The following is a 17,187-nucleotide window of genomic DNA, read 5'->3' on the forward strand; positions in this document are numbered from 1 at the left end:
CGCGTCGTCAGCCCGGCGAGAGGCCGGCGCCGTCGAAACGATAGGGGCGGGCGCGACCGGCGCGTAGTTCGGCGCACAGCTCTTCGACTGTGCCGACCGCACGCTCGAGTTCGGTCGCGCAGGTCAGAAACCACTTAGGGGTCACGAAATGCGCGTCGCTGCCGCCGACGCCCACCAGCCCGAGCTTCTCCATCGCGGTCAGCGAGTCGTCGTTCTCGCGCGGCGAGTTCTGGCCATTGAGTGCTTCGATCACGCTGAGCGCGGGCCCGTGGCGCGCCAGCAGCTCGTCGAGCCGCGCACCGAAGCCGGAGTCGCGAAACGGATGCGCCGGAACTGCGATTCCGCCCTCGCCGTGCATGACTTCGATCAGCGCGTCGCTTTTGAGCATGCGCGCGCTCAGGTCGAAGCGGCGCATGACCTCCCGCGTCACTCCGAAGAGCAGCAGATGGCCGAGGTTGGTGTCGGCCTCGATGCCCTTGAAAACGGCGATGCCGTAGCGCTCGGAAAGCTCGGCATAGCGGCGGTCGAGTGCGGGGTCGGCGGGGAACAGGCGATGCTCGGTGAAGCAGATGGCGTCGAGGCGGCGCGGCCCACGCGCGGCCGTCTCCAGGTATTGCTCGGGCGCGACGCTCGAATCCGAGGAGAGCGAGGTATGGACGTGCAGGTCGATCAACATGACCGAGCGATTCTCACATGCCTCGGCGCTGCTTGAAAAGCGGCGGGGGTCGCGCCCGCTAAGGTGTACCGCTGGCGTCGGCGACCTGGATTCGGTCGTCGAAGGAGACCACGCCCACGATCGTGTTGGCCAGGATCTCGACCTGGATGTGGTCCCACGCGTCGGGCACCGTGCCCCACAGCAGCATCGTGTCGCCGTTAAGCTTAAACTTGACGCTGGTGTAGCCGCGGAGATCGAGCGCCTGGCGAAAAGCGGTAAGCCGCGCGGCGCGAAAGTCGCTCCCCGGCGCCGACGATCCGTAGTCCGGACTAGGCGGCGCGGCGGGGGCGGGCACCGCAGGTGGCAGCGGCGCGCGGCTGGCGTACGGCGGACTTGCGCTGTTCATGCTCAGGCATGAGACGACCTTCACCGCGGCGAACGCGCCGACGAAGATCAGAACGAACATCAGGACCGGACGGCGGATACCGCGCGCACGACGATACAGGCGCGCGCCCGGCGGCGGCGTCGTCCGTGGGCGGTGGTGTGTAGGCAGCGACAGCACCACGGTGTCCGCTTCGTGACTGACTGGCGCCGCCTCTGCGCTCAGCGGGATGCTGAGATCGGCGCCGCAGAACGAGCAGAAGCGCGAGTCGGACGGGATCGCGCGTCCGCATCTGGAGCAGGCGATTTCGCCGGTCGCACTCAGCAAGGTCGGCGCGGAAGGCGACGCGGCGGCCTGGACACCTTGCCCCGCGCCGAGCGGCAATCGTAGCTGCGCGCGACGTGAGCCGGCCGGCGCCGAGGCGTGCGCAGCGCCCGCCGCGCTCGCGCCCGCCCCGCCGGCCTGCAAGGTCGCACCGGCGCTCGCATCCCCGGCCGCGGAGGGGGCGACCAGACCATTGCGGATTACCTCCAGCCGGGCGCGAAACTCGGCAGCGCTCGGCACCCGGCGTTCGACGTCATATGCGAGCGCTTCATCGACAAGAGCGGCGAGCGCCGGATCCACGTTGGGGCATAGCGTGCGCAGTTGGGGAAAGCTGAACGGCGCCTCATTGGCCGGATCGCGCCCACTGAGCGCGTGATGGATGGTCGCGCCCAGCGCGTAGAGATCGGAGCGCAACTCGACCTTGCCGCGGTATTGCTCGGGCGGGGCGTAGCCCTGCGTGCCAATCATGGTGACGTTCTGCTGTGGGTTGAAATGGCGGGCGATGCCGAAGTCGATGAGCTTGGCCTGGCCGCTCGCCGTCAGCATCACGTTGGACGGCTTGAGGTCGCGGTAGATGACCGGCGGTTCCAGCCCATGCAGGTACTCCAGTGTGTCGAGAACCTGCAGCGCGATATCAATCACGCGCGCTTCTGGCAGCCTACCGCCCGTCCGCTTCATTTCCTCTTCCAGCGTCAGGCCGTCGATGTATTCCATCACGAGGTAGTGATGGTTTTGCTCGCTGAAGCGGTCGAAGACGCGGGGGATGTGTTCGTTGCTCAGGCGCGCGAGCATGTCGGCTTCGCGCTCGAAGGCCGCGATCGCCTGGCGCTGGGCATTGGGATCGGTGAAGCTGTCGACGACCTCGGCCAGTGCGCATCGACGCGCGGCTAGGCGCAGGTCTTCGGCGAGGTAAACCAGTTTCATGCCGCCGCCGCCGAGCGGTTTGACGACGCGGTAGCGGCCGCCGACTATGGTGTTGGGCGCAATCATCGCGCGGCGGTGCGCAACCCTAGCGACTGCCCGTCCGGCCCATCGCCGTGCGCGCCGTGCCGCGCCGCGCGGCATCTTCCATCCCGGCGCGCGCCGCAGAGACCGCGCACACGATGTGGATCAACAGTCCCAGAGTGGGCGAGATTGCGTAGGCGAGAATCACCCCGAAAAACCATTTCAGCGCGCCCCACGTACGCCCGGCATAGAAGTGTCCGAGCCCCGGCATCAGGCTCAGCGCGGTGGCGACGAGCGCCGGAGGGTTGAAGCTTAACTCACCGAGCAGGCCCGAGGCGGCTAGCGGCGCGCCACAATCCTTGCAGAAGCTCGCGTCGGCGACGACCACAGGCGCGCCGCACTGCGAGCAGTAGCGCGGGCGCGCGCCGCCGCTTTCAGCCATGGTACACGAAGGGGGCGTCGCCCAGGCGCAGGTCGTCGCCGTCGGCGAGCGCGCGCTCGCCCGCGACGCGCTGGCCGCCGACGTAGGTGCCATTCTGACTGCCGAGGTCGCGCAGGACGAAGCCACCGTCGCGCGGCGCGATGCTCGCGTGATGGCGCGAGACCGATGCGTCAGCGATCACGATGTCGTTGTCGACCGCACGGCCGAGCGTGGTCGGTGCGCCCGGCCGCAGTTGGAAGCGCCGGCCGCTGCCGTCCACCAGGCAGGCGGCGTGTGTGCCGCTCGGCGCAGCCTGCGCCGCACCAGCGGGCTCTGCCGGTGGGACGTAAACTGCAGGCCCGGCGCCGCCGGCCGAGCGTTGGCGGACGAACCCTGCTTGCGCGTCGGCGGCCGTGCGTTTGAGATGGAAGCTCAGTTCGTAGCCGCCGATTCGGATCCGATCGCCGTCGCCAAGCTCGGCGCTCTCGACGCGCTTGCCGTTGACGAATACGCCCTGGGCGACGGCAAGGTTCTTGATCACGTAGGCGTTGCCCTGGCGCTCGATCACGGCGTGGCGCGGCTGCACACCGGCGTCGCCGAAGAGTCCGACTTGGTTTTCCTCCGCGCGGCCGACCGTAGCGACCGCACGATCGATATTGAAGCTGCGCCCGCGCAGGCGTCCCGCCTCGACGTTCAGCCACGCGCTCTTGGTCAGCTCCTGGACTAGCCCGATCAGCAATCCGACCGCCAGTCCCAGCGCACACAGCCCGAACAGGCGCGAGTACAGCCCGCTCGCGTTGGCGCCGATAATGTCGAAAGCGACGCCGCCGACGAAGCCGCCGACCCATCCGCCTACCGCACCCTTGACGACGTTGCGCAGCGTGCCCGAGAGATCGCGGAGCGAGCCAGTGGCCAATCCCACACCGGCGCCACAGATGAACCCCATCAGGACCCATCCGATGATCCTCGCCACGCGAAGGTACAGCTCGGACCCGGGATGATTCGTGCCCCATCCGCCGGCGGCCAGGATCGCCGTGAATACCACGTTGGAGTAATAGACCGCGGGCAGTCCGATGACGAAGCAGACGACGAGCCCGACCAGGAAGCGGCGCCTTACCACCGGCGTCAGGCTGAGGCTCTTGCCCTGTGCGCCGACGATGAAGCCCCCGACCACGCCCCAGAACAGCGCCATCGAGACCACGCCTCCAAGCTGGACCCAGAACGACGCAGTCTGGGTGATCGTGCGGCCGTGGCTGACGATTTCGACCGGCACCCATCCCAGTGCGCCGCCGAACAATCCGGCCATCGCCTTGAAGGTCAATTCACGCCGGTCGATGGCGTCGTTCATTGGGGCTGCGATCCTTGGCCCACCAACTCTCGGGCGGTACTTCTCCGGCCCATGCCCGAACCCCTCGAAACGGTCGTCCAGCAGGGCAAAAGTATAATAGCCCGGCATCCGGATGCGGCAAATGTCGGGCGAAGCACCTGCCCGCGGCCGGTGCGGGTTGCCGGGTGCATCCGATCGGTGCATGATGCCCCAGCGGAAGAAGCCGGTAGTGCGAGGAGGCTACGATGGCGGAGAAGACCCTTGTGCCTGAAGCATTCGGACCGTTGCAGGGGGTCAAGATAGTTTCGAGCGGAACCCTGATCGCACAGCCTTTCGGCGCCGCTCTGGCGGCGACGATGGGCGCCGAGGTTATTCAGATCGAACGCCCCGGAGTGGGCGACGTCGGCTGGCGGACGATCGGTATCCGGCTCAAGACCCGCGACGGCAAGGGCGAGGTCGCCACCAACTGGATCCAGGAACGGCGCAATGTCTTCTGCGTCAGTCTGGATCTTTCGAAGCCGCGCGGGCGCGCGCTTTTCCTGCGGCTGCTCGAGCGCGCCGACATCTGGATGGAAAGCTCGAAGGCCGGTACGTACCAGCGATGGGGACTCGACGACGCGTCGGTCTGGAAGATCAACCCGAAGCTGGTGATCACCCACGTCAGCAGCTACGGCCAGCACGGCCATCCCGACTACATCGGGCGCACCTCCTACGACATTGTCGGCCAGGCCTTCGGCGGCATCATGTACCAGACCGGCTTTCCCGACAGCCCGCCCTCGCGCGCGGCGCCGTGGACCGGCGACTATCTGACGGCGCTGTTCACGTTGTGGTCGTCGCTGGCGGGGCTGACCTATGCGCGCAGCTTCGGCAAGGGCCAGTCGATCGATATCGGGCAGTACGAGGCGATCCACGCGACGCTCGGCGGCACGATGGTCGAGTACTTCCAGCAGGGGCTGGTGCGCGAGCGCACCGGCAACAGGGCGCAGGGCTTTCAGCCACTGGACAGCTTCGAAGCGAAGGACGGATGGGTTGTGCTGGGCGCGATCGGCGAGGTCTACGACCGCGTGGTGCGCGCGATCGGACTCGACCCGGCGGATCCGCGATGGCAAAAGGCGCGGCTCGATATCGAATCGATCGAGGGCATTGAGTTCGACGCCATCCTGCGCGGATGGATCAACGAGCGCACGGTGGACGAGGTCGTCCGTCACATGAACCAGCACAACGTCGCCTGCAACCGCATCATGTCGAGCAAGGACATGGCGGCCAACGAGCAGTACAAGGCGCGTGACATCCACATCGAGTGGACCGACGAGCAGGTCGGTCCGGTCAAGGGCATTGGTATCATCCCGAAGTTCTCGCTCACGCCGGGCAAAGTCTTCCGCGGTTCGGTCGCCGTCGGCCACGACAACGAACGCGTGTACGGCGGACTATTGGGGCTTAAGCCGGGCGAGATCGAGCAGCTTCGCCGTGACAAGGTGATCTAGGCGCGGCGGCCGAGGCCGGCTGAAGGGTCCGCCGGCGTGCACGCCGACGGGCGGGCTCGGAAGGCCCGCGCCATTGGGAACCGCAGCAGCGCGCGCTCAGCGCGTGACGCGCGTCATGAACGTCTCGGCGTTGCGCGCGAACTCGCGCTCGTTGGTGTATCGTCCGAGGTCGAGAATGAAGTAAGTCGCGCCGACCGCGCGCTCGGCCTCCAGCCTGGCGCGCGCCGCCTCAGTGTCGTCAAGCCTAAGCGCGCGGCGTACCACGATCTCTAGCTCGCCGCGCCCGCATGCGCGGGCCTGCTCGCGCAGCGAGGCGACTTCGGGACCGAGCTTCGCCGCCGGCAGCATCGGATGCCATCCGTCGCCGAACTCCATCACGCGCGCCAGCGCGTTTGCGCCGTTGCCGCCGACCCAGATCGGTGGGCGGGCTGGCCGCGGCTGGAACACGAAGGCGGGGAAGCGCACGAACGGGCCGTCGTACGGCGCGGCGTCGTTGGCGAACAGATGATGGAGCACGCGCAGCGTTTCAGTTGTCAGCGCGCCGCGCTTTCTCGAATCGACGCCCAGCGCTTCGAACTCGCGCTGCATCCATCCGACGCCCACGCCCAGAATCATTCGGCCTCCCGACAGTTCCTGGATCGTCGCCACCTGCTTGGCCGTGAGCACGGCCGGACGGTACGGCAGCACGAGCACCGAGACGCCGAGCCGGATGCGCTCGGTCATCCCGGCCAGAAAGGCGAGAGTGGCAAGCACGTCGAGGTAGCGTCCACCCGAGCCTTCGGTGTCGTCGGGCGGGATGCATAGATGGTCGGAGACAAAGAGGGCGTCAAAGCCGAGTTGCTCCGCGGCGCGTGCGCACGCGCGAATCGTCGCGCGCGTCGATTGCGGCCCCATGTTGCGAATCGCGATGCCGTATTTCATGACGTATCCCCCTTCTGTCCTTCGACGGTCATTGTTGTGCGGCGCGCCCGGAAGGCCTTCGCCGGTAAACGACGAGCGCCTGAAGCACGCAGAGCGGTACCGTTGCAAGCGCGATTCCGGCGACGCTCTCGGCGAAAGTGAGGCGGCTCGTGCGGAAGATCTCCTCCAGCAGCGGGGTCGTCGAGATAACAATCTGCAAGGCAAAACTCCCGGCCACAACCGCCAGCAGCCGCAGGTTCGACAGCAGGCCGACCTCCCATATGGGCTTGGTCGCGCTGCGCGCGCCGAAGGAGCGGACCAACTCTTCGAGCACGAGAACGAAGAACCCGAGGTTACGCGCGTGCGCCAGGCCCATCCCGCCTCGGAGCGCGTAGCCGAACGTGGCAAGCGTCACCGCCGCTGACAGCAATCCGGTCAGCGCCACCCATTCGAGAAACGGGCGATCGATTATTTCGCTTTCGGGCCGGCGCGGCGGGCGCACGAGGACGTCGCGGTCGATCGGGTCGGTCGCCAGAGCGAGCGCCGGCAGGCCGTCGCTGACGAGGTTAATCCACAGTAACTGAGTGGGCAGCAGCGGCGTGGGCCATCCAAGCAGCGCCGCAGCCAGCATTACAATCAGTTCGGCCGCGTTGCCGCCCATCAGATATTGCAGGGTCTTGGCAATGTTGTCGTAGATGCCGCGGCCTTCCTCGACTGCGGCCACGATCGAGGCGAAATTGTCGTCGGTAATCACGAGATCGGCGGCCTGTTTGGTGACCTCGGTACCCGCGATGCCCATCGCGATCCCGATCGCGGACTCCTTCAGCGCCGGCGCGTCGTTGACCCCGTCGCCGGTCATCGCAACCACCGCGCCGCGCGACTTCCAAGCGCGCACGATCCGTAGCTTGTGCTCGGCGGTGACCCGCGCGTAGACCGAGATGTCGCCGACGCTACGCTCCAGGTCGCGGTCGCTCATTCGCTCGAGCTCGGCCCCACTGAGCGCGCGTTCGCCGGAGCGCAGGATTCCGAGCTCGCGCGCGATCGCAGAGGCGGTCAGCGAATGGTCGCCGGTGATCATCACGATCCGGATCCCGGCAAGCTGGCATTTGCGCACAGCGTCGCGAGCCTCGGCCCGCGGTGGATCGATCATTCCAACAAGGCCGAGGAACTCCAAGTCGCGCTCGGCGCGCTCGTCGGCGATTCCATTTTCAAACGCCAGCGGCGAATCGAGCCTGCGCCGCGCGCATCCGATTACCCGCAGCGCCTCCCCGCTCAAAAGCGCACTCGCCTCCAACATCCGCGCGCGATCTTCGGCGTTCATCGGTCTGCAGCCGTCGCCTGCGCGCACTCGGGTGCATCGTTCGACCACAACCTCGGGTGCACCCTTGACAAAAGCCATCGGGCCGTCGGCCGACCGCCGGATCACGGTCATCAGCTTGCGTTCCGAGGTGAACGGGATCGCGCCCAGGCGCGGCATCTCGGCGTCCAGCGCGGCGGTCGCCACGCCGCCCTTGGCGGCCAGAACGAGTAATGCGCCTTCAGTGGGATCGCCGACGATCGAGGGCCGCCCGCCGAGGATCGCAAGATGCGCGTCGTTGCAGGCAACCGCTGCCTGCAGTAAATCGCGCAGCACGGGGTCGGCTTCGGCGCGCTCGCCGTCGCGCAGGATGGCGCCCTCGGTCGAATAGCCCTCGCCAGTGACGCTGAACATGCCTTCGAGCGTGACGACCTTGCGAGCGGTCATCGCGCCCACGGTGAGCGTGCCAGTCTTGTCGGTGCAGATAACCTGCGCGCATCCGAGAGTCTCCACCGCGGGCAGCCGGCGCACCAGCGCGTTGCGGCGCGCCATCCGCGCCACTCCCAGGGCCAGGGCCACGGTGACGATAGCGGGCAATCCCTCGGGGATCGCGGCGACGGCGAGGCTGACTGCGCCAAGAAAGATCTCGAAGGCGGCAACGGAGCGCAGCAAGCCGAGGATCAGCACGACCCCCACGATGGCAAGGCAGAACCACAACAGCCGATTTGCCACTTGGTCGAGCCTGCGCTGGAGCGGAGTCTCGCCGCTGGACGCGGTCTGAAGCAAGCCGGCGATTCGCCCGAACTCGGTCGCCATCCCCGTCGCCACAACCAGCGCGCGTCCGGTGCCACGTGTTATCGAGGTGCCGAGGAAAAGCATGTTGGCGCGCTCGGCCAGCGGCGTTGCCAGCGCGCACTCGCCCGCCGTCTTGGCCACCGGCACGGACTCGCCGGTCAGCGGCGCCTCGTTCGTTTGCAGCCCTGCGGCTTCGATGACGCGCGCGTCCGCCGCGACCAGGTCGCCCGCGTCGAGCAAGATGAGGTCGCCGGGAACGACGGCCGAGGCGGGCAGCGTCATTGCCGCGCCGTCCCTGAGCACGCGCGCCTTGGGCGCGGTCATTTTCCGCAGTTCGGCGGCGGCGGTTTCGGCGCGATATTCCTGGAAGAAGCCGATCGCGGCGTTGAGCAGCACGATCGCCGCGATGGCGAGCGTGTCGATCGGATCACCCATCAGGCCCGACAGGGCGGCGGCCAGTATCAGAACCCAGATGACCACGCTGGAGAACTGGCGCGCGAAGATCGCAAGCGGCGAAATCGCGGCCTGCTCGGCGATTTCATTCGGCCCGTGCAGCTTGAGGCGCCGCTCAGCTTCCAGCACCGCCAATCCGCGCGCGGGATCGGTCGCAAGCTCAGAGACGACGCGCCCGACCGGCATCGCGTGCCATTGGTTCATAAAACTGGATTGGCGCTGGGGCGCAACCTACAATCCGAAAGCAAGCTCGCATTCCCACCCCGTTTGAATCAGCAAACGGGAGACAACTCCGAGCTGAAAGCACTCTACAAGCATGCTTTCGTACATCCTTGCGTTTGCCGCAAGCGCGACGGTGGTGGTCGGGGCAGGCTCGCTCCTGACGCGCTCGGCAGACGCAATCGCGGAGCGAACGGGACTCGGGCGGATGTGGACAGGCGCGGTTATGCTGGCCGCCGCTACTTCGCTTCCTGAATTGGCAACCGACCTCTCGGCAGTTCGCATGGGGACGCCGAACCTGGCGGTGGGCGACCTCTTCGGATCCAGCCTCGCCAACATGCTCATCTTGGCCGTGATCGATCAGTTCGCGGGAAGAGGCAGCGTGTTGCGCGGCGCCGCGCTGGAGAATGCACTGACCGCGTGCCTGGCGATCGTGCTCAACGCACTCGGCGTTCTGTTTATATTGATCGGTGCGCACTGGGCGTTGGCCGGCATTTCGCCCGCGTCGGCGCTGCTCCTGCTGGTCTATCTAGGCGGCACGCGCGCGGTTTACCGCAGCGGCCTTAGGCTGGCGGAAACCTCGCGTGCGAGGGCGGCCGAGCGCAAAGGCGCGGCGGCGCGAGATTTGCGGACTGCGATCGCCGCGTTCGTCGGGGCCGCCAGCGCGATCGTGGTCGCGGCGCCCGCCCTCGCCTGGTCGGCCAGGCATATCGCGGAGTCCAGCGGTCTGGGAACCACCTTCGTCGGCACCTGGCTCCTTGGGCTTTGCACTTCGCTGCCGGAATTCGTAACGTCGTTTTTCGCGGCACGGATGGGTGCCTTTGACCTCGCGGTGGGCAACCTCTTCGGCTCGAACTCCTTCAATATGGTCGTCTTCGTGGCGCTCGACCTCGCCAATCCCTCGGGTCCGATCTTTGGCGCGCTCAGCGCGGACCACGCGCTTACCGGTGTGCTGGCGATTATCCTGATGGGCTTGGGGCTTGCGAGCATTGTGTACCGCGCCGAACGGCGGTTCCTTATGATCGAGCCAGATAGTTTGTTGATCATAACGGCCTACGTTGCAGCGGTCTGCCTCTCCTATCGGCACTCGCAGTGGGCTAAATAGACGGTTCCGACTGATGCGAGCGGCAAGGTTCGCTCTCAGGCCCCACGCCGGTCTCGATTCGCAGACCGCCGTGTGCTGCGGGATGCGCCGGCGGCCCGGATGGTCAAAACCGGACATTGCGCGAGTCGCACGACCCGTTCGGTGACCGATCCGAGAAACAGATGACGTAGGCCCGTGTGCCCGTGGGTGGCGATAATGATCATGTCCGCCTTGGACTTTTTTGCGACATTGGGGATTACCTCATAGGGGATTCCAAAGTGGACCTCAGAGCGGCACTTGCGATGACGTTGCTTGATCCGCGCTTCCAACCGTGAGAGCTGCTCCGCCGCCTCGCTGCGCCGATTTTCCAGCAACGCCGAAACATCCGGAATGAAGCGGGTGTTTCTGATGGGTTCGACCACGTTGATTAGCAACAGTTCTATGTCCGGTGAGCGCGCGAAGTCGACCGCGTAGTCGAGCGCCCTGAGCGAGGCGGCGGAAAAATCGGTCGGGACCAGAATTCGCCGCAGCTTCATCGTTTTGCTCTGTGGCAGCCGCTGATTCGGGCGTCCGCAAAACCCGTCGCCATTGCTCATTGTAGGCGTGTCGCCCTGAACTGCGCCACACAATCCCGCGTGGTTCAGTGCGGCGCGCCAATCGGCGCCTGCGGCTCCCGATATGCGGTTCCTCAGAGCGCGCGCAATTTGCGCCTGCCCGGCCGTCCGGAGGCCAGCCGGCGGGCGACCTCACCGAGCGCGCCCCCGCGGTGCCATCGGCTGTACTGCTCGGGCGTAAGCCCGCGCGCGGCTTCCAGCGCGACCGACAATGCGGCGAGTACGCATACCTCGGCGAGCACGCTGATGCGGGGCGCGAGGCCCAGCACGCCGCCTTCGCGCTTGACCGGCGCATGGATCACGAGGTCGGCGAGCGTCGCCAGCTCGGAGGTCGGATTACCGGTGACCGCGATGAGCTGCGCGCCATGTTCCTTGATTGCGACGGCTGCCTCGCGCAGCTCACGCGTGTTGCCGCTGTTGGAAATGGCGATAACGACGTCCTTGGGATCGACCTGGCCGAGGCTGCCGTGCAAAGTTTCGGTCGCGTGTAGAAAAGTCGCCTGCGTGCCAATCGAGCACAGCAGACTCGCCGCGTAGCGCGCGACGTGCTCGGGTTTGCCGACGCCGGTAAGATGGAGACGGCCGCCGCGCGTCTCCGCGCCGCGGATCAGGTCGACCGCAGCGCGTATCTGGCCGAGATCGATTTCGCTCCGCAGCGTGCCAAGTTCACTCAGGCACAGCTCAAGGAAGCGCTCGACCTCGTCGGAGGGATCGAGCGGCACGCGGGCTGCTGGGCGCGCGCTGATCGGCGCGGGCAGTTCGCAGCGGGGTAGTGCCTGCTTGAACAGCTCGACGATTTCATCGCGGACTTCGAAGCCAGGCGGAAAGGCGCCCAACCGCCCTACGCACACCGCCCCTGCCGCGTTGGCGAGCGTGCCGATCGCGCGCCAGTCGAGGCCCCATCGCAGCCCCGCCAGCATCCCTCCCATGAAGGCGTCGCCGGCTCCGGTCGTATCGACGGCCTTCACTGCGAATGCTGGCAGCCTGAGCGACGCGTCGCGCGCCGCGATCGCGCATCCGCGCTCGCCATCGGTGATCGCTACGGCCTGGACCTGGTAGCGCGCGCGCATGGCCGCGGCCAGCCGCAGCGCGTCGCGCGCGCCGCCCGCGTGCGCGTTTCCGACCAGTTCGCGCGCGGCCGCCAGCGTAGGCTTGAGGATCGTCGCGAGCTTGAGCGTCCGCTCGAGCTCGGCGTGCGTGCCCAGCATCGGGCAAGCGTCGGAGGGCGGCAGGTCGACGTCGAGCACGGTCGGGATCGAGCGCGCGCGGGCGAAGAGCAGGATCGCGAGCACCGTTCGCAGCGGGAGCTGCGAGATTTCGGTGGTCACGATCCGGGCGCGCCGCATGAAGCCGGCGTGGCGGCGGCGAATCTCCTCGGGCGTGAGCTCCGCGCTTGCGCCGCGCGCCATATAGATCGCGCGGGCGCCGCGTGGGTCAACGAAAATCTTGGCGAACGCCGTGGCCGAGCCGTCGGCGGTCAGATGCTGGCGGATGCCGAGCCGTTCCATCCCGCGGCGCAGAAATTCGCCGTGGCGGTCGGCGCCGAGCTTGCCGAAGACGCCGGTTTCCAAGCCAAGGGCGGCGGCCCACCCGAGATGGTTGAGCGCGAGCCCCCCAACCTCTGCCCGTTCCGGTCGGCCGTCGCCACGATGGGCATCGAGCGCGATCTTCTCTTCGGCGCGGATGATTCGCGGGGTACGGTAGAACAGGTCCACGACCAGGCTGCCGCAACCCGCGACGTCGAGCTTGTCTTCAGGCATTTTCGCGAGCGCTCCGCAGCGCGGAACGCTCGGGCTCCTGATGGCTTAGCCATCCCGGCTCCAGCGTGGCCGCCGCGCGCCGGCGCAGCTCCTTGAAGCGGCGTGCGAACTCGCGCCGCTCGCTTTCCTCGAGCGCTGGAGTGCCGGGCGCGAGCGCCGCGCTTCGGCATATTCCCATCTCGACCAGCGCGGTCTTGAGGCACGCCAGCGTGGGGCGCACGGCACTCCCGCGACGGACGAACTGGCAGGCGGCGCGGAATTCTCCGAGCACCCCCGCGTAGCGATTCATCAGAGCGAGGTCGCCGTGGCGGCAGACTCTCAGCGCCCGTTGCCACTCGCGCGGCATCACGTTGGCAGGCCCCGCCACGATCCCGTAGGGCAGCGAGTCGCGCGTCCAGTAGCGGTTCCAGTAGTGGCGCGCCCATCCGCGTATCCCCTGCGGCGGCGCAAAGAGGTCAAAGATGAGGTAGGGGTCACCCGCGTAGATCGCGAAGTCGCCGCCGCGGTTGAAGTGCGAGACCGCGCGCGTGTAGTTGCCGAGCACCGCCTTGCCCGCCGTTACCTTCACTCCGCGCACATATTCCATCCGGCTCATCTGCTTGACGTCGCGCGTATGCATGTGCGGCGGCCGCCCGGGCGCCGCGATCTCGGCATTGTCGTAGAGGAAGATCGGGATTTGGCGTCCGCGACGCTCGAACAGCGCGTCGATCTCGCGGTTGACGAAGGCGACCGGGTCATCCGCGTCGCCAATCGATAGCGGCGCGACCACCGCCGCCTCGGCGCCGAGCTCCATCGCGTAGTCGAGGTTCTCCAGCGTCTCGGCGCGGGTGCGGGCGGTGATCCCGATCCACGCCTCGACCACGGTTCCGGCGGCGGCGATCCGGCGGCACTCGTCGGTCACGACGCGCGCGATCTGCTGGCGGCGCGGATTGTCGAGCCGATCCCACTCGCCGGTGGTGCCGGCGGCGAAGATAATGTCGGCGCCGGCGCCTTCCTGCACCGCCCATCGCACCACCGCACGCTGCTCATCTTCGAGCACGTTGCCCGCGGGGTCCAAGATCGTGACCACCGGCACGGAAAGCCCGGGCGCAGGCACGTAGTCCGCAGGCGCGGGCCTTGCGCCGACGCGCGGGGCGCCGCGCCGTCCGACTAGTCTCACTCCCGTGGAGTTCGCCACTTCCCCCTCGCGACCGACGGCCGAGCGCGCGTGGAGCTAAAGGATTCCCAGCCCCAAGCGTGTGATGAACTCCTGCTTGCCGTAGCGGTCGGCCCTATAGTTGCTAAGCTCGGCCTCGATGCGCAACCGGTAATTGCCGTCCTCGGCCAGCGCCTCCTGCGGCGCCGCGCCCGCCCATAGTGACGCTTTGCAGGCCTTGATCACCAGGTTGTCCACTCCTGCGACGCCCGAATGCTGCTCGAAGACGAGCTCGCGCAGCTGGCCCTTGTCGTTGAGTACGGCGGACAGGATCACCGGCTTGAGGGTGTCCGGCAGGACCATCGTGTCAACCGGCGGCAGCTTCTCCAGCTTTACCATCTCGGTCATCAGCTGCGACAACATCCTGCTCGAGAAGGCCGCATACTGCGCCGCCTTGGCGTTGAGCAGTCGCTCCTGCGTATGCGGCAGGGGCGTGTCGCTGTAGCGCGAGGCGCCGGGATTGTTGAGGAACAGCCGACGCAGCGCCTCCGGCGTCTGGTCGCCCGGCGCATGCGCTCCCATCGAGGGCGTCGGCGCGGGCGCCGCCTTCAGCGCCTTTTCCGCACTCGCCAACGGCATCACGGTGGCGTCGGAGGCGGAGAGCTGCGAAAGATCGGTGATGACGCGCGGCGACCCAGGCGGCGGCGCGACCACCGCAGGCGCCGGGGGCGGCGCCTTTTGCTCCGAACAGCCGCCGAACATCATCACCATCGCGAGCGCCACGGCCGCTGCGCAAGGCGTCGCGCCCGCTCGCATGATCCAACCGCCTCGCATGGTCATCACGAATACAAACCCGGACACGGCGGAGCGAAATGAAGAGGCTCGCGCTCACCGGCCCGATCACCGCAGGCGCCAGATTGTAGCGGTCCGCTCCGCGGGCGACAATTGTCGAGGGCGAATTTTCGCCGCGCGCGAGGGCAATTGAGTGAGTGCGCCGGCGATGGTATTATTCAGACAGCGGAAGGAAGGGCGATGAAACCCGGGATTCATCCTGAATATCGGCGCAGTGTCGTGACCTGCGCCTGCGGCAACACGTTCGAGACCCGCTCGACGACGAACGAGATCCACGTCGAGGTCTGCTCGCGCTGCCACCCCTTCTATACCGGCCAGCAGCGGCTGGTCGATACCGCCGGCCGGGTCGAACGCTTCAAGCGCAAGTACGGCCTGAAGTAGCATTGCAACTCCCGCTGCCCGTGGCGCATCACCATGCGTCCGGGCGGGCGGGGGATCGGTCTTGCAGGCGCGGTGGCCTCTGAAGTGGCAGCCGCGCTAAATTTTTGCCTTACTCGGACCACGGCCCGACGTTGATGCTCGACAAACTCAAAGGAATCGAAGAGCGCTTCGCTGAGCTCGAGCAGCGCCTGAGCGATCCCGCGGTCATTGCCAACAACCGCGAGTACGCACAGCTCGCGCGCGAGCGCGCCTCGCTCCAGGAAGTGATCGGCGCGATTCGCGAGTATCGCCGAACGCTCGACGACGTCGCCGAGCATCGCGCGGTGCTCGAAGGCGATGACCCCGAGCTGCGCGAGCTGGCCAAGGCCGAGCTGCCGGCGCTCCAGCGCCGCCAGGCCGAGCTCGAAGAGCGCATCCGCACTCTGATCGCTCCGCGCGATCCCAACGACGAGCGCAACGTGCTGCTGGAGATCCGTGCCGGCACAGGCGGCGAGGAGGCCTCGCTCTTCGCCAGCGAGCTGTTCCGGATGTATTCGCGCTACGCCGAGCGCCATCGATGGAAGGTCGAGACGCTGAGCCTGAGCACGACCGGGCTGGGCGGGATCAAGGAGGTCGTGGCCTCGATCAACGGACCGGGCGCCTACAGCCGGCTGAAGTTCGAGGGCGGCGTCCATCGCGTGCAGCGCGTGCCCGCCACTGAGGCCTCCGGACGCATCCACACCTCGGCGGTCACCGTCGCGGTGTTGCCCGAGGCGGACGAAGTCGAGGTCAACATCAACGAGGAGAAGGACCTGCGGATCGACGTGATGCGCGCCTCGGGGCCGGGCGGGCAGAGCGTCAACACCACCGACTCTGCCGTGCGCATCACCCACATCCCGAGCGGAATGGTGATCGTGTGCCGCGACGAAAAGTCGCAGCACAAGAACAAGGCGCGCGCGCTCAAGATCCTGCGCGCGCGGCTGCTCGAGCGGGCGCGCGCCGAGCAGGAGGCCAAGATCGCCGAGACGCGGCGCTCGATGGTCGGCAGCGGTGATCGCTCAGAGCGCATCCGCACCTACAACTTTCCGCAGTCGCGCGTCACCGACCATCGCATCAACCTGACTCTCCATCAGCTCGACCAGGTGCTTGACGGCGCGCTCGATCCGATAATCGACGCGCTGACCACCCACGAGCAGGCGCAGGCGCTCAGCGCCTGACCGGGCGCCCGTGATCGCCGAAGCCAAAGCCGGCACTGCGTTGGCGGCCGCATTGCAGGATGCCGCAGCGCGGCTGGCGCGGGCCGGGATCGAGACTGCCCGGCTTGACGCCGAAGTCTTGATGGCCGAAGCCGCGGGCGTGGCGCGCACGGCGCTCGCTGCCGGCGCGGCGCGACCCGACGCCGGCGCACTCGCGCGGTTCGAGGCGATGGTTGCGCGGCGGGCGGCGCGCGAACCGCTCGCCTACGTCGTTGGCCATCGCGAATTTTTCTCGCTGGACTTCGAGGTCAATCCGGCGGTGCTGATTCCGCGTCCGGAGACCGAGACGGTCGTCGAATGCGCGCTGGATTTTCTCTCCGGCCGGGCCGAAGCGAGCGTGCTCGACCTCGGCACCGGCTCGGGCGCGATCGCGGTGGCGATAGCGGTCAACGCGCCACAAGCGCGGGTTGTGGCCACGGATATATCTGAAGTATCGCTCGAAGTGGCGCAACGCAACGCGCGGAGCCATCGATGCGCCGACCGGATCAGGTTCGTTGCGGGCGACTGCTACGGCGCCCTGGAGCACGGATGGGATGGCGGACCATTCGACCTGATCGTCTCCAACCCACCCTATGTGGCCGAGGCAGAAGCGGATACGCTGGCGCCGGAGGTGCGCGAGTTCGAACCGCGCGCCGCGCTCGTCGGCGGCCCAGACCCGCTTGTCTTCTATCGCCGAATCGCAAGCGGCCTTGAACGCTGGCTTCATTGCCGGGGTGAAGTGATAGTTGAGGTCGGTGCGGGGCAAGCGCGTGCGGTGGCGAGGATCTTTGAGACCGCCGGATGCGTCAATTTCGCGATAGTGCGCGACCTGGCCGGCGTCGAGCGTGTGGTGCGCGCGCGCCGCGCGGGCGGGAATGTCGAGCCAAGCCGCGCTGCGTAGCAGAAGCAGGTAAGGGGGAGCGGCGGATCGCAGGTCCGCAGCGA

15 protein-coding genes are annotated in these 17,187 nt (G+C 67.4%); 5 read left to right on the forward strand and 10 right to left on the reverse strand.

Annotated features, from left to right (window positions below):
* Nucleotides 1-7: 7 nt before the first annotated feature.
* Genes VFB33_14945 through VFB33_14960 form a run of 4 tightly spaced genes read right to left on the reverse strand, consistent with a single transcriptional unit; the run spans nucleotide 8 to nucleotide 4,075 of the window.
* Nucleotides 8-676 carry a PHP-associated domain-containing protein gene (locus VFB33_14945; protein HZO82990.1) on the reverse strand — a complete coding sequence of 223 codons (669 nt, stop codon included), beginning with the start codon at nucleotides 674-676 and terminating at the stop codon, nucleotides 8-10.
* A gap of 58 nt (nucleotides 677-734) precedes the next feature.
* A complete protein-coding gene (locus tag VFB33_14950) occupies nucleotides 735-2,351 on the reverse strand; it encodes a serine/threonine-protein kinase (protein ID HZO82991.1) in 1,617 nt (538 codons plus the stop codon).
* A 19-nt stretch (nucleotides 2,352-2,370) separates the two neighbouring features.
* Nucleotides 2,371-2,748 carry a zinc ribbon domain-containing protein gene (locus VFB33_14955; GenBank protein HZO82992.1) on the reverse strand — a complete coding sequence of 126 codons (378 nt, stop codon included), beginning with the start codon at nucleotides 2,746-2,748 and terminating at the stop codon, nucleotides 2,371-2,373.
* Complete coding sequence (locus tag VFB33_14960; protein HZO82993.1) at nucleotides 2,741-4,075, reverse strand: FHA domain-containing protein; 1,335 nt, start codon at nucleotides 4,073-4,075, stop codon at nucleotides 2,741-2,743. Before VFB33_14960 ends, VFB33_14955 begins: the two co-directional genes overlap by 8 nt.
* Nucleotides 4,076-4,299: 224 nt before the next feature.
* On the opposite strand from VFB33_14960, the gene VFB33_14965 reads away from it, so the two are divergent.
* Nucleotides 4,300-5,538 carry a CoA transferase gene (locus VFB33_14965; protein ID HZO82994.1) on the forward strand — a complete coding sequence of 413 codons (1,239 nt, stop codon included), beginning with the start codon at nucleotides 4,300-4,302 and terminating at the stop codon, nucleotides 5,536-5,538.
* 96 nt (nucleotides 5,539-5,634) lie between these two features.
* Here the strand turns inward: VFB33_14965 and VFB33_14970 are convergent, their stop codons facing one another.
* Both VFB33_14970 and VFB33_14975 read right to left on the reverse strand, forming a co-directional pair.
* Nucleotides 5,635-6,459 carry a TIGR03619 family F420-dependent LLM class oxidoreductase gene (locus VFB33_14970; protein HZO82995.1) on the reverse strand — a complete coding sequence of 275 codons (825 nt, stop codon included), beginning with the start codon at nucleotides 6,457-6,459 and terminating at the stop codon, nucleotides 5,635-5,637.
* A gap of 28 nt (nucleotides 6,460-6,487) precedes the next feature.
* Nucleotides 6,488-9,187 (reverse strand): cation-translocating P-type ATPase, encoded by a 2,700-nt coding sequence (locus VFB33_14975; GenBank protein HZO82996.1) that lies wholly within the window; start codon nucleotides 9,185-9,187, stop codon nucleotides 6,488-6,490.
* A gap of 112 nt (nucleotides 9,188-9,299) precedes the next feature.
* Here VFB33_14975 and VFB33_14980 point away from each other — a divergent pair, with 112 nt between their 5' ends.
* Nucleotides 9,300-10,307: a hypothetical protein gene (locus VFB33_14980; GenBank protein HZO82997.1), complete on the forward strand. Its 1,008-nt coding sequence runs from the start codon at nucleotides 9,300-9,302 to the stop codon at nucleotides 10,305-10,307.
* 35 nt (nucleotides 10,308-10,342) lie between these two features.
* On the opposite strand, the gene VFB33_14985 is transcribed toward VFB33_14980, so the two are convergent.
* The 4 genes from VFB33_14985 to VFB33_15000 all read right to left on the reverse strand — a co-directional run bounded on the left by VFB33_14985 (nucleotide 10,343) and on the right by VFB33_15000 (nucleotide 14,611).
* Nucleotides 10,343-10,822 (reverse strand): universal stress protein, encoded by a 480-nt coding sequence (locus VFB33_14985; protein HZO82998.1) that lies wholly within the window; start codon nucleotides 10,820-10,822, stop codon nucleotides 10,343-10,345.
* Between the two features lie 152 nt (nucleotides 10,823-10,974).
* Nucleotides 10,975-12,660, reverse strand: coding sequence for a PfkB family carbohydrate kinase (locus tag VFB33_14990; protein ID HZO82999.1), 1,686 nt, complete (start codon nucleotides 12,658-12,660; stop codon nucleotides 10,975-10,977).
* Nucleotides 12,653-13,837 (reverse strand): dihydrodipicolinate synthase family protein, encoded by a 1,185-nt coding sequence (locus tag VFB33_14995; protein HZO83000.1) that lies wholly within the window; start codon nucleotides 13,835-13,837, stop codon nucleotides 12,653-12,655. The genes VFB33_14990 and VFB33_14995 overlap by 8 nt, the downstream gene beginning before the upstream one ends.
* A gap of 36 nt (nucleotides 13,838-13,873) precedes the next feature.
* Nucleotides 13,874-14,611: a hypothetical protein gene (locus VFB33_15000; protein ID HZO83001.1), complete on the reverse strand. Its 738-nt coding sequence runs from the start codon at nucleotides 14,609-14,611 to the stop codon at nucleotides 13,874-13,876.
* A gap of 216 nt (nucleotides 14,612-14,827) precedes the next feature.
* On the opposite strand from VFB33_15000, the gene rpmE reads away from it, so the two are divergent.
* The 3 genes from rpmE to prmC all read left to right on the forward strand — a co-directional run bounded on the left by rpmE (nucleotide 14,828) and on the right by prmC (nucleotide 17,143).
* The gene (rpmE, locus tag VFB33_15005; protein ID HZO83002.1) at nucleotides 14,828-15,028 is read left to right on the forward strand and encodes a 50S ribosomal protein L31; all 201 of its coding nucleotides are present in this window, start codon (nucleotides 14,828-14,830) and stop codon (nucleotides 15,026-15,028) included.
* 134 nt (nucleotides 15,029-15,162) lie between these two features.
* Nucleotides 15,163-16,224, forward strand: a complete 1,062-nt coding sequence (gene prfA, locus VFB33_15010) for a peptide chain release factor 1 (GenBank protein ID HZO83003.1) — start codon at nucleotides 15,163-15,165, stop codon at nucleotides 16,222-16,224.
* 40 nt (nucleotides 16,225-16,264) lie between these two features.
* A complete protein-coding gene (prmC, locus tag VFB33_15015) occupies nucleotides 16,265-17,143 on the forward strand; it encodes a peptide chain release factor N(5)-glutamine methyltransferase (GenBank protein ID HZO83004.1) in 879 nt (292 codons plus the stop codon).
* Nucleotides 17,144-17,187 lie beyond the last annotated feature (44 nt).

Source organism: Candidatus Binataceae bacterium (assembly GCA_035650475.1).
Classification (GTDB): Bacteria; Desulfobacterota; Binatia; order Binatales; family Binataceae; genus JAKAVN01.

Coding starts and splice junctions, on each gene's coding strand:
- VFB33_14990 (HZO82999.1), bottom strand. CDS start 12,660: ATGCCTGAAGACAAGCTCGACGTCGCGGGTTGCGGCAGCCTGGTCGTG.
- VFB33_14985 (HZO82998.1), bottom strand. CDS start 10,822: ATGAAGCTGCGGCGAATTCTGGTCCCGACCGATTTTTCCGCCGCCTCG.
- VFB33_15000 (HZO83001.1), bottom strand. CDS start 14,611: ATGCGAGCGGGCGCGACGCCTTGCGCAGCGGCCGTGGCGCTCGCGATG.
- VFB33_14960 (HZO82993.1), bottom strand. CDS start 4,075: ATGAACGACGCCATCGACCGGCGTGAATTGACCTTCAAGGCGATGGCC.
- VFB33_14950 (HZO82991.1), bottom strand. CDS start 2,351: ATGATTGCGCCCAACACCATAGTCGGCGGCCGCTACCGCGTCGTCAAA.
- prfA (HZO83003.1), top strand. CDS start 15,163: ATGCTCGACAAACTCAAAGGAATCGAAGAGCGCTTCGCTGAGCTCGAG.
- VFB33_14965 (HZO82994.1), top strand. CDS start 4,300: ATGGCGGAGAAGACCCTTGTGCCTGAAGCATTCGGACCGTTGCAGGGG.
- VFB33_14945 (HZO82990.1), bottom strand. CDS start 676: ATGTTGATCGACCTGCACGTCCATACCTCGCTCTCCTCGGATTCGAGC.
- VFB33_14980 (HZO82997.1), top strand. CDS start 9,300: ATGCTTTCGTACATCCTTGCGTTTGCCGCAAGCGCGACGGTGGTGGTC.
- VFB33_14955 (HZO82992.1), bottom strand. CDS start 2,748: ATGGCTGAAAGCGGCGGCGCGCGCCCGCGCTACTGCTCGCAGTGCGGC.
- VFB33_14970 (HZO82995.1), bottom strand. CDS start 6,459: ATGAAATACGGCATCGCGATTCGCAACATGGGGCCGCAATCGACGCGC.
- rpmE (HZO83002.1), top strand. CDS start 14,828: ATGAAACCCGGGATTCATCCTGAATATCGGCGCAGTGTCGTGACCTGC.
- VFB33_14975 (HZO82996.1), bottom strand. CDS start 9,187: ATGAACCAATGGCACGCGATGCCGGTCGGGCGCGTCGTCTCTGAGCTT.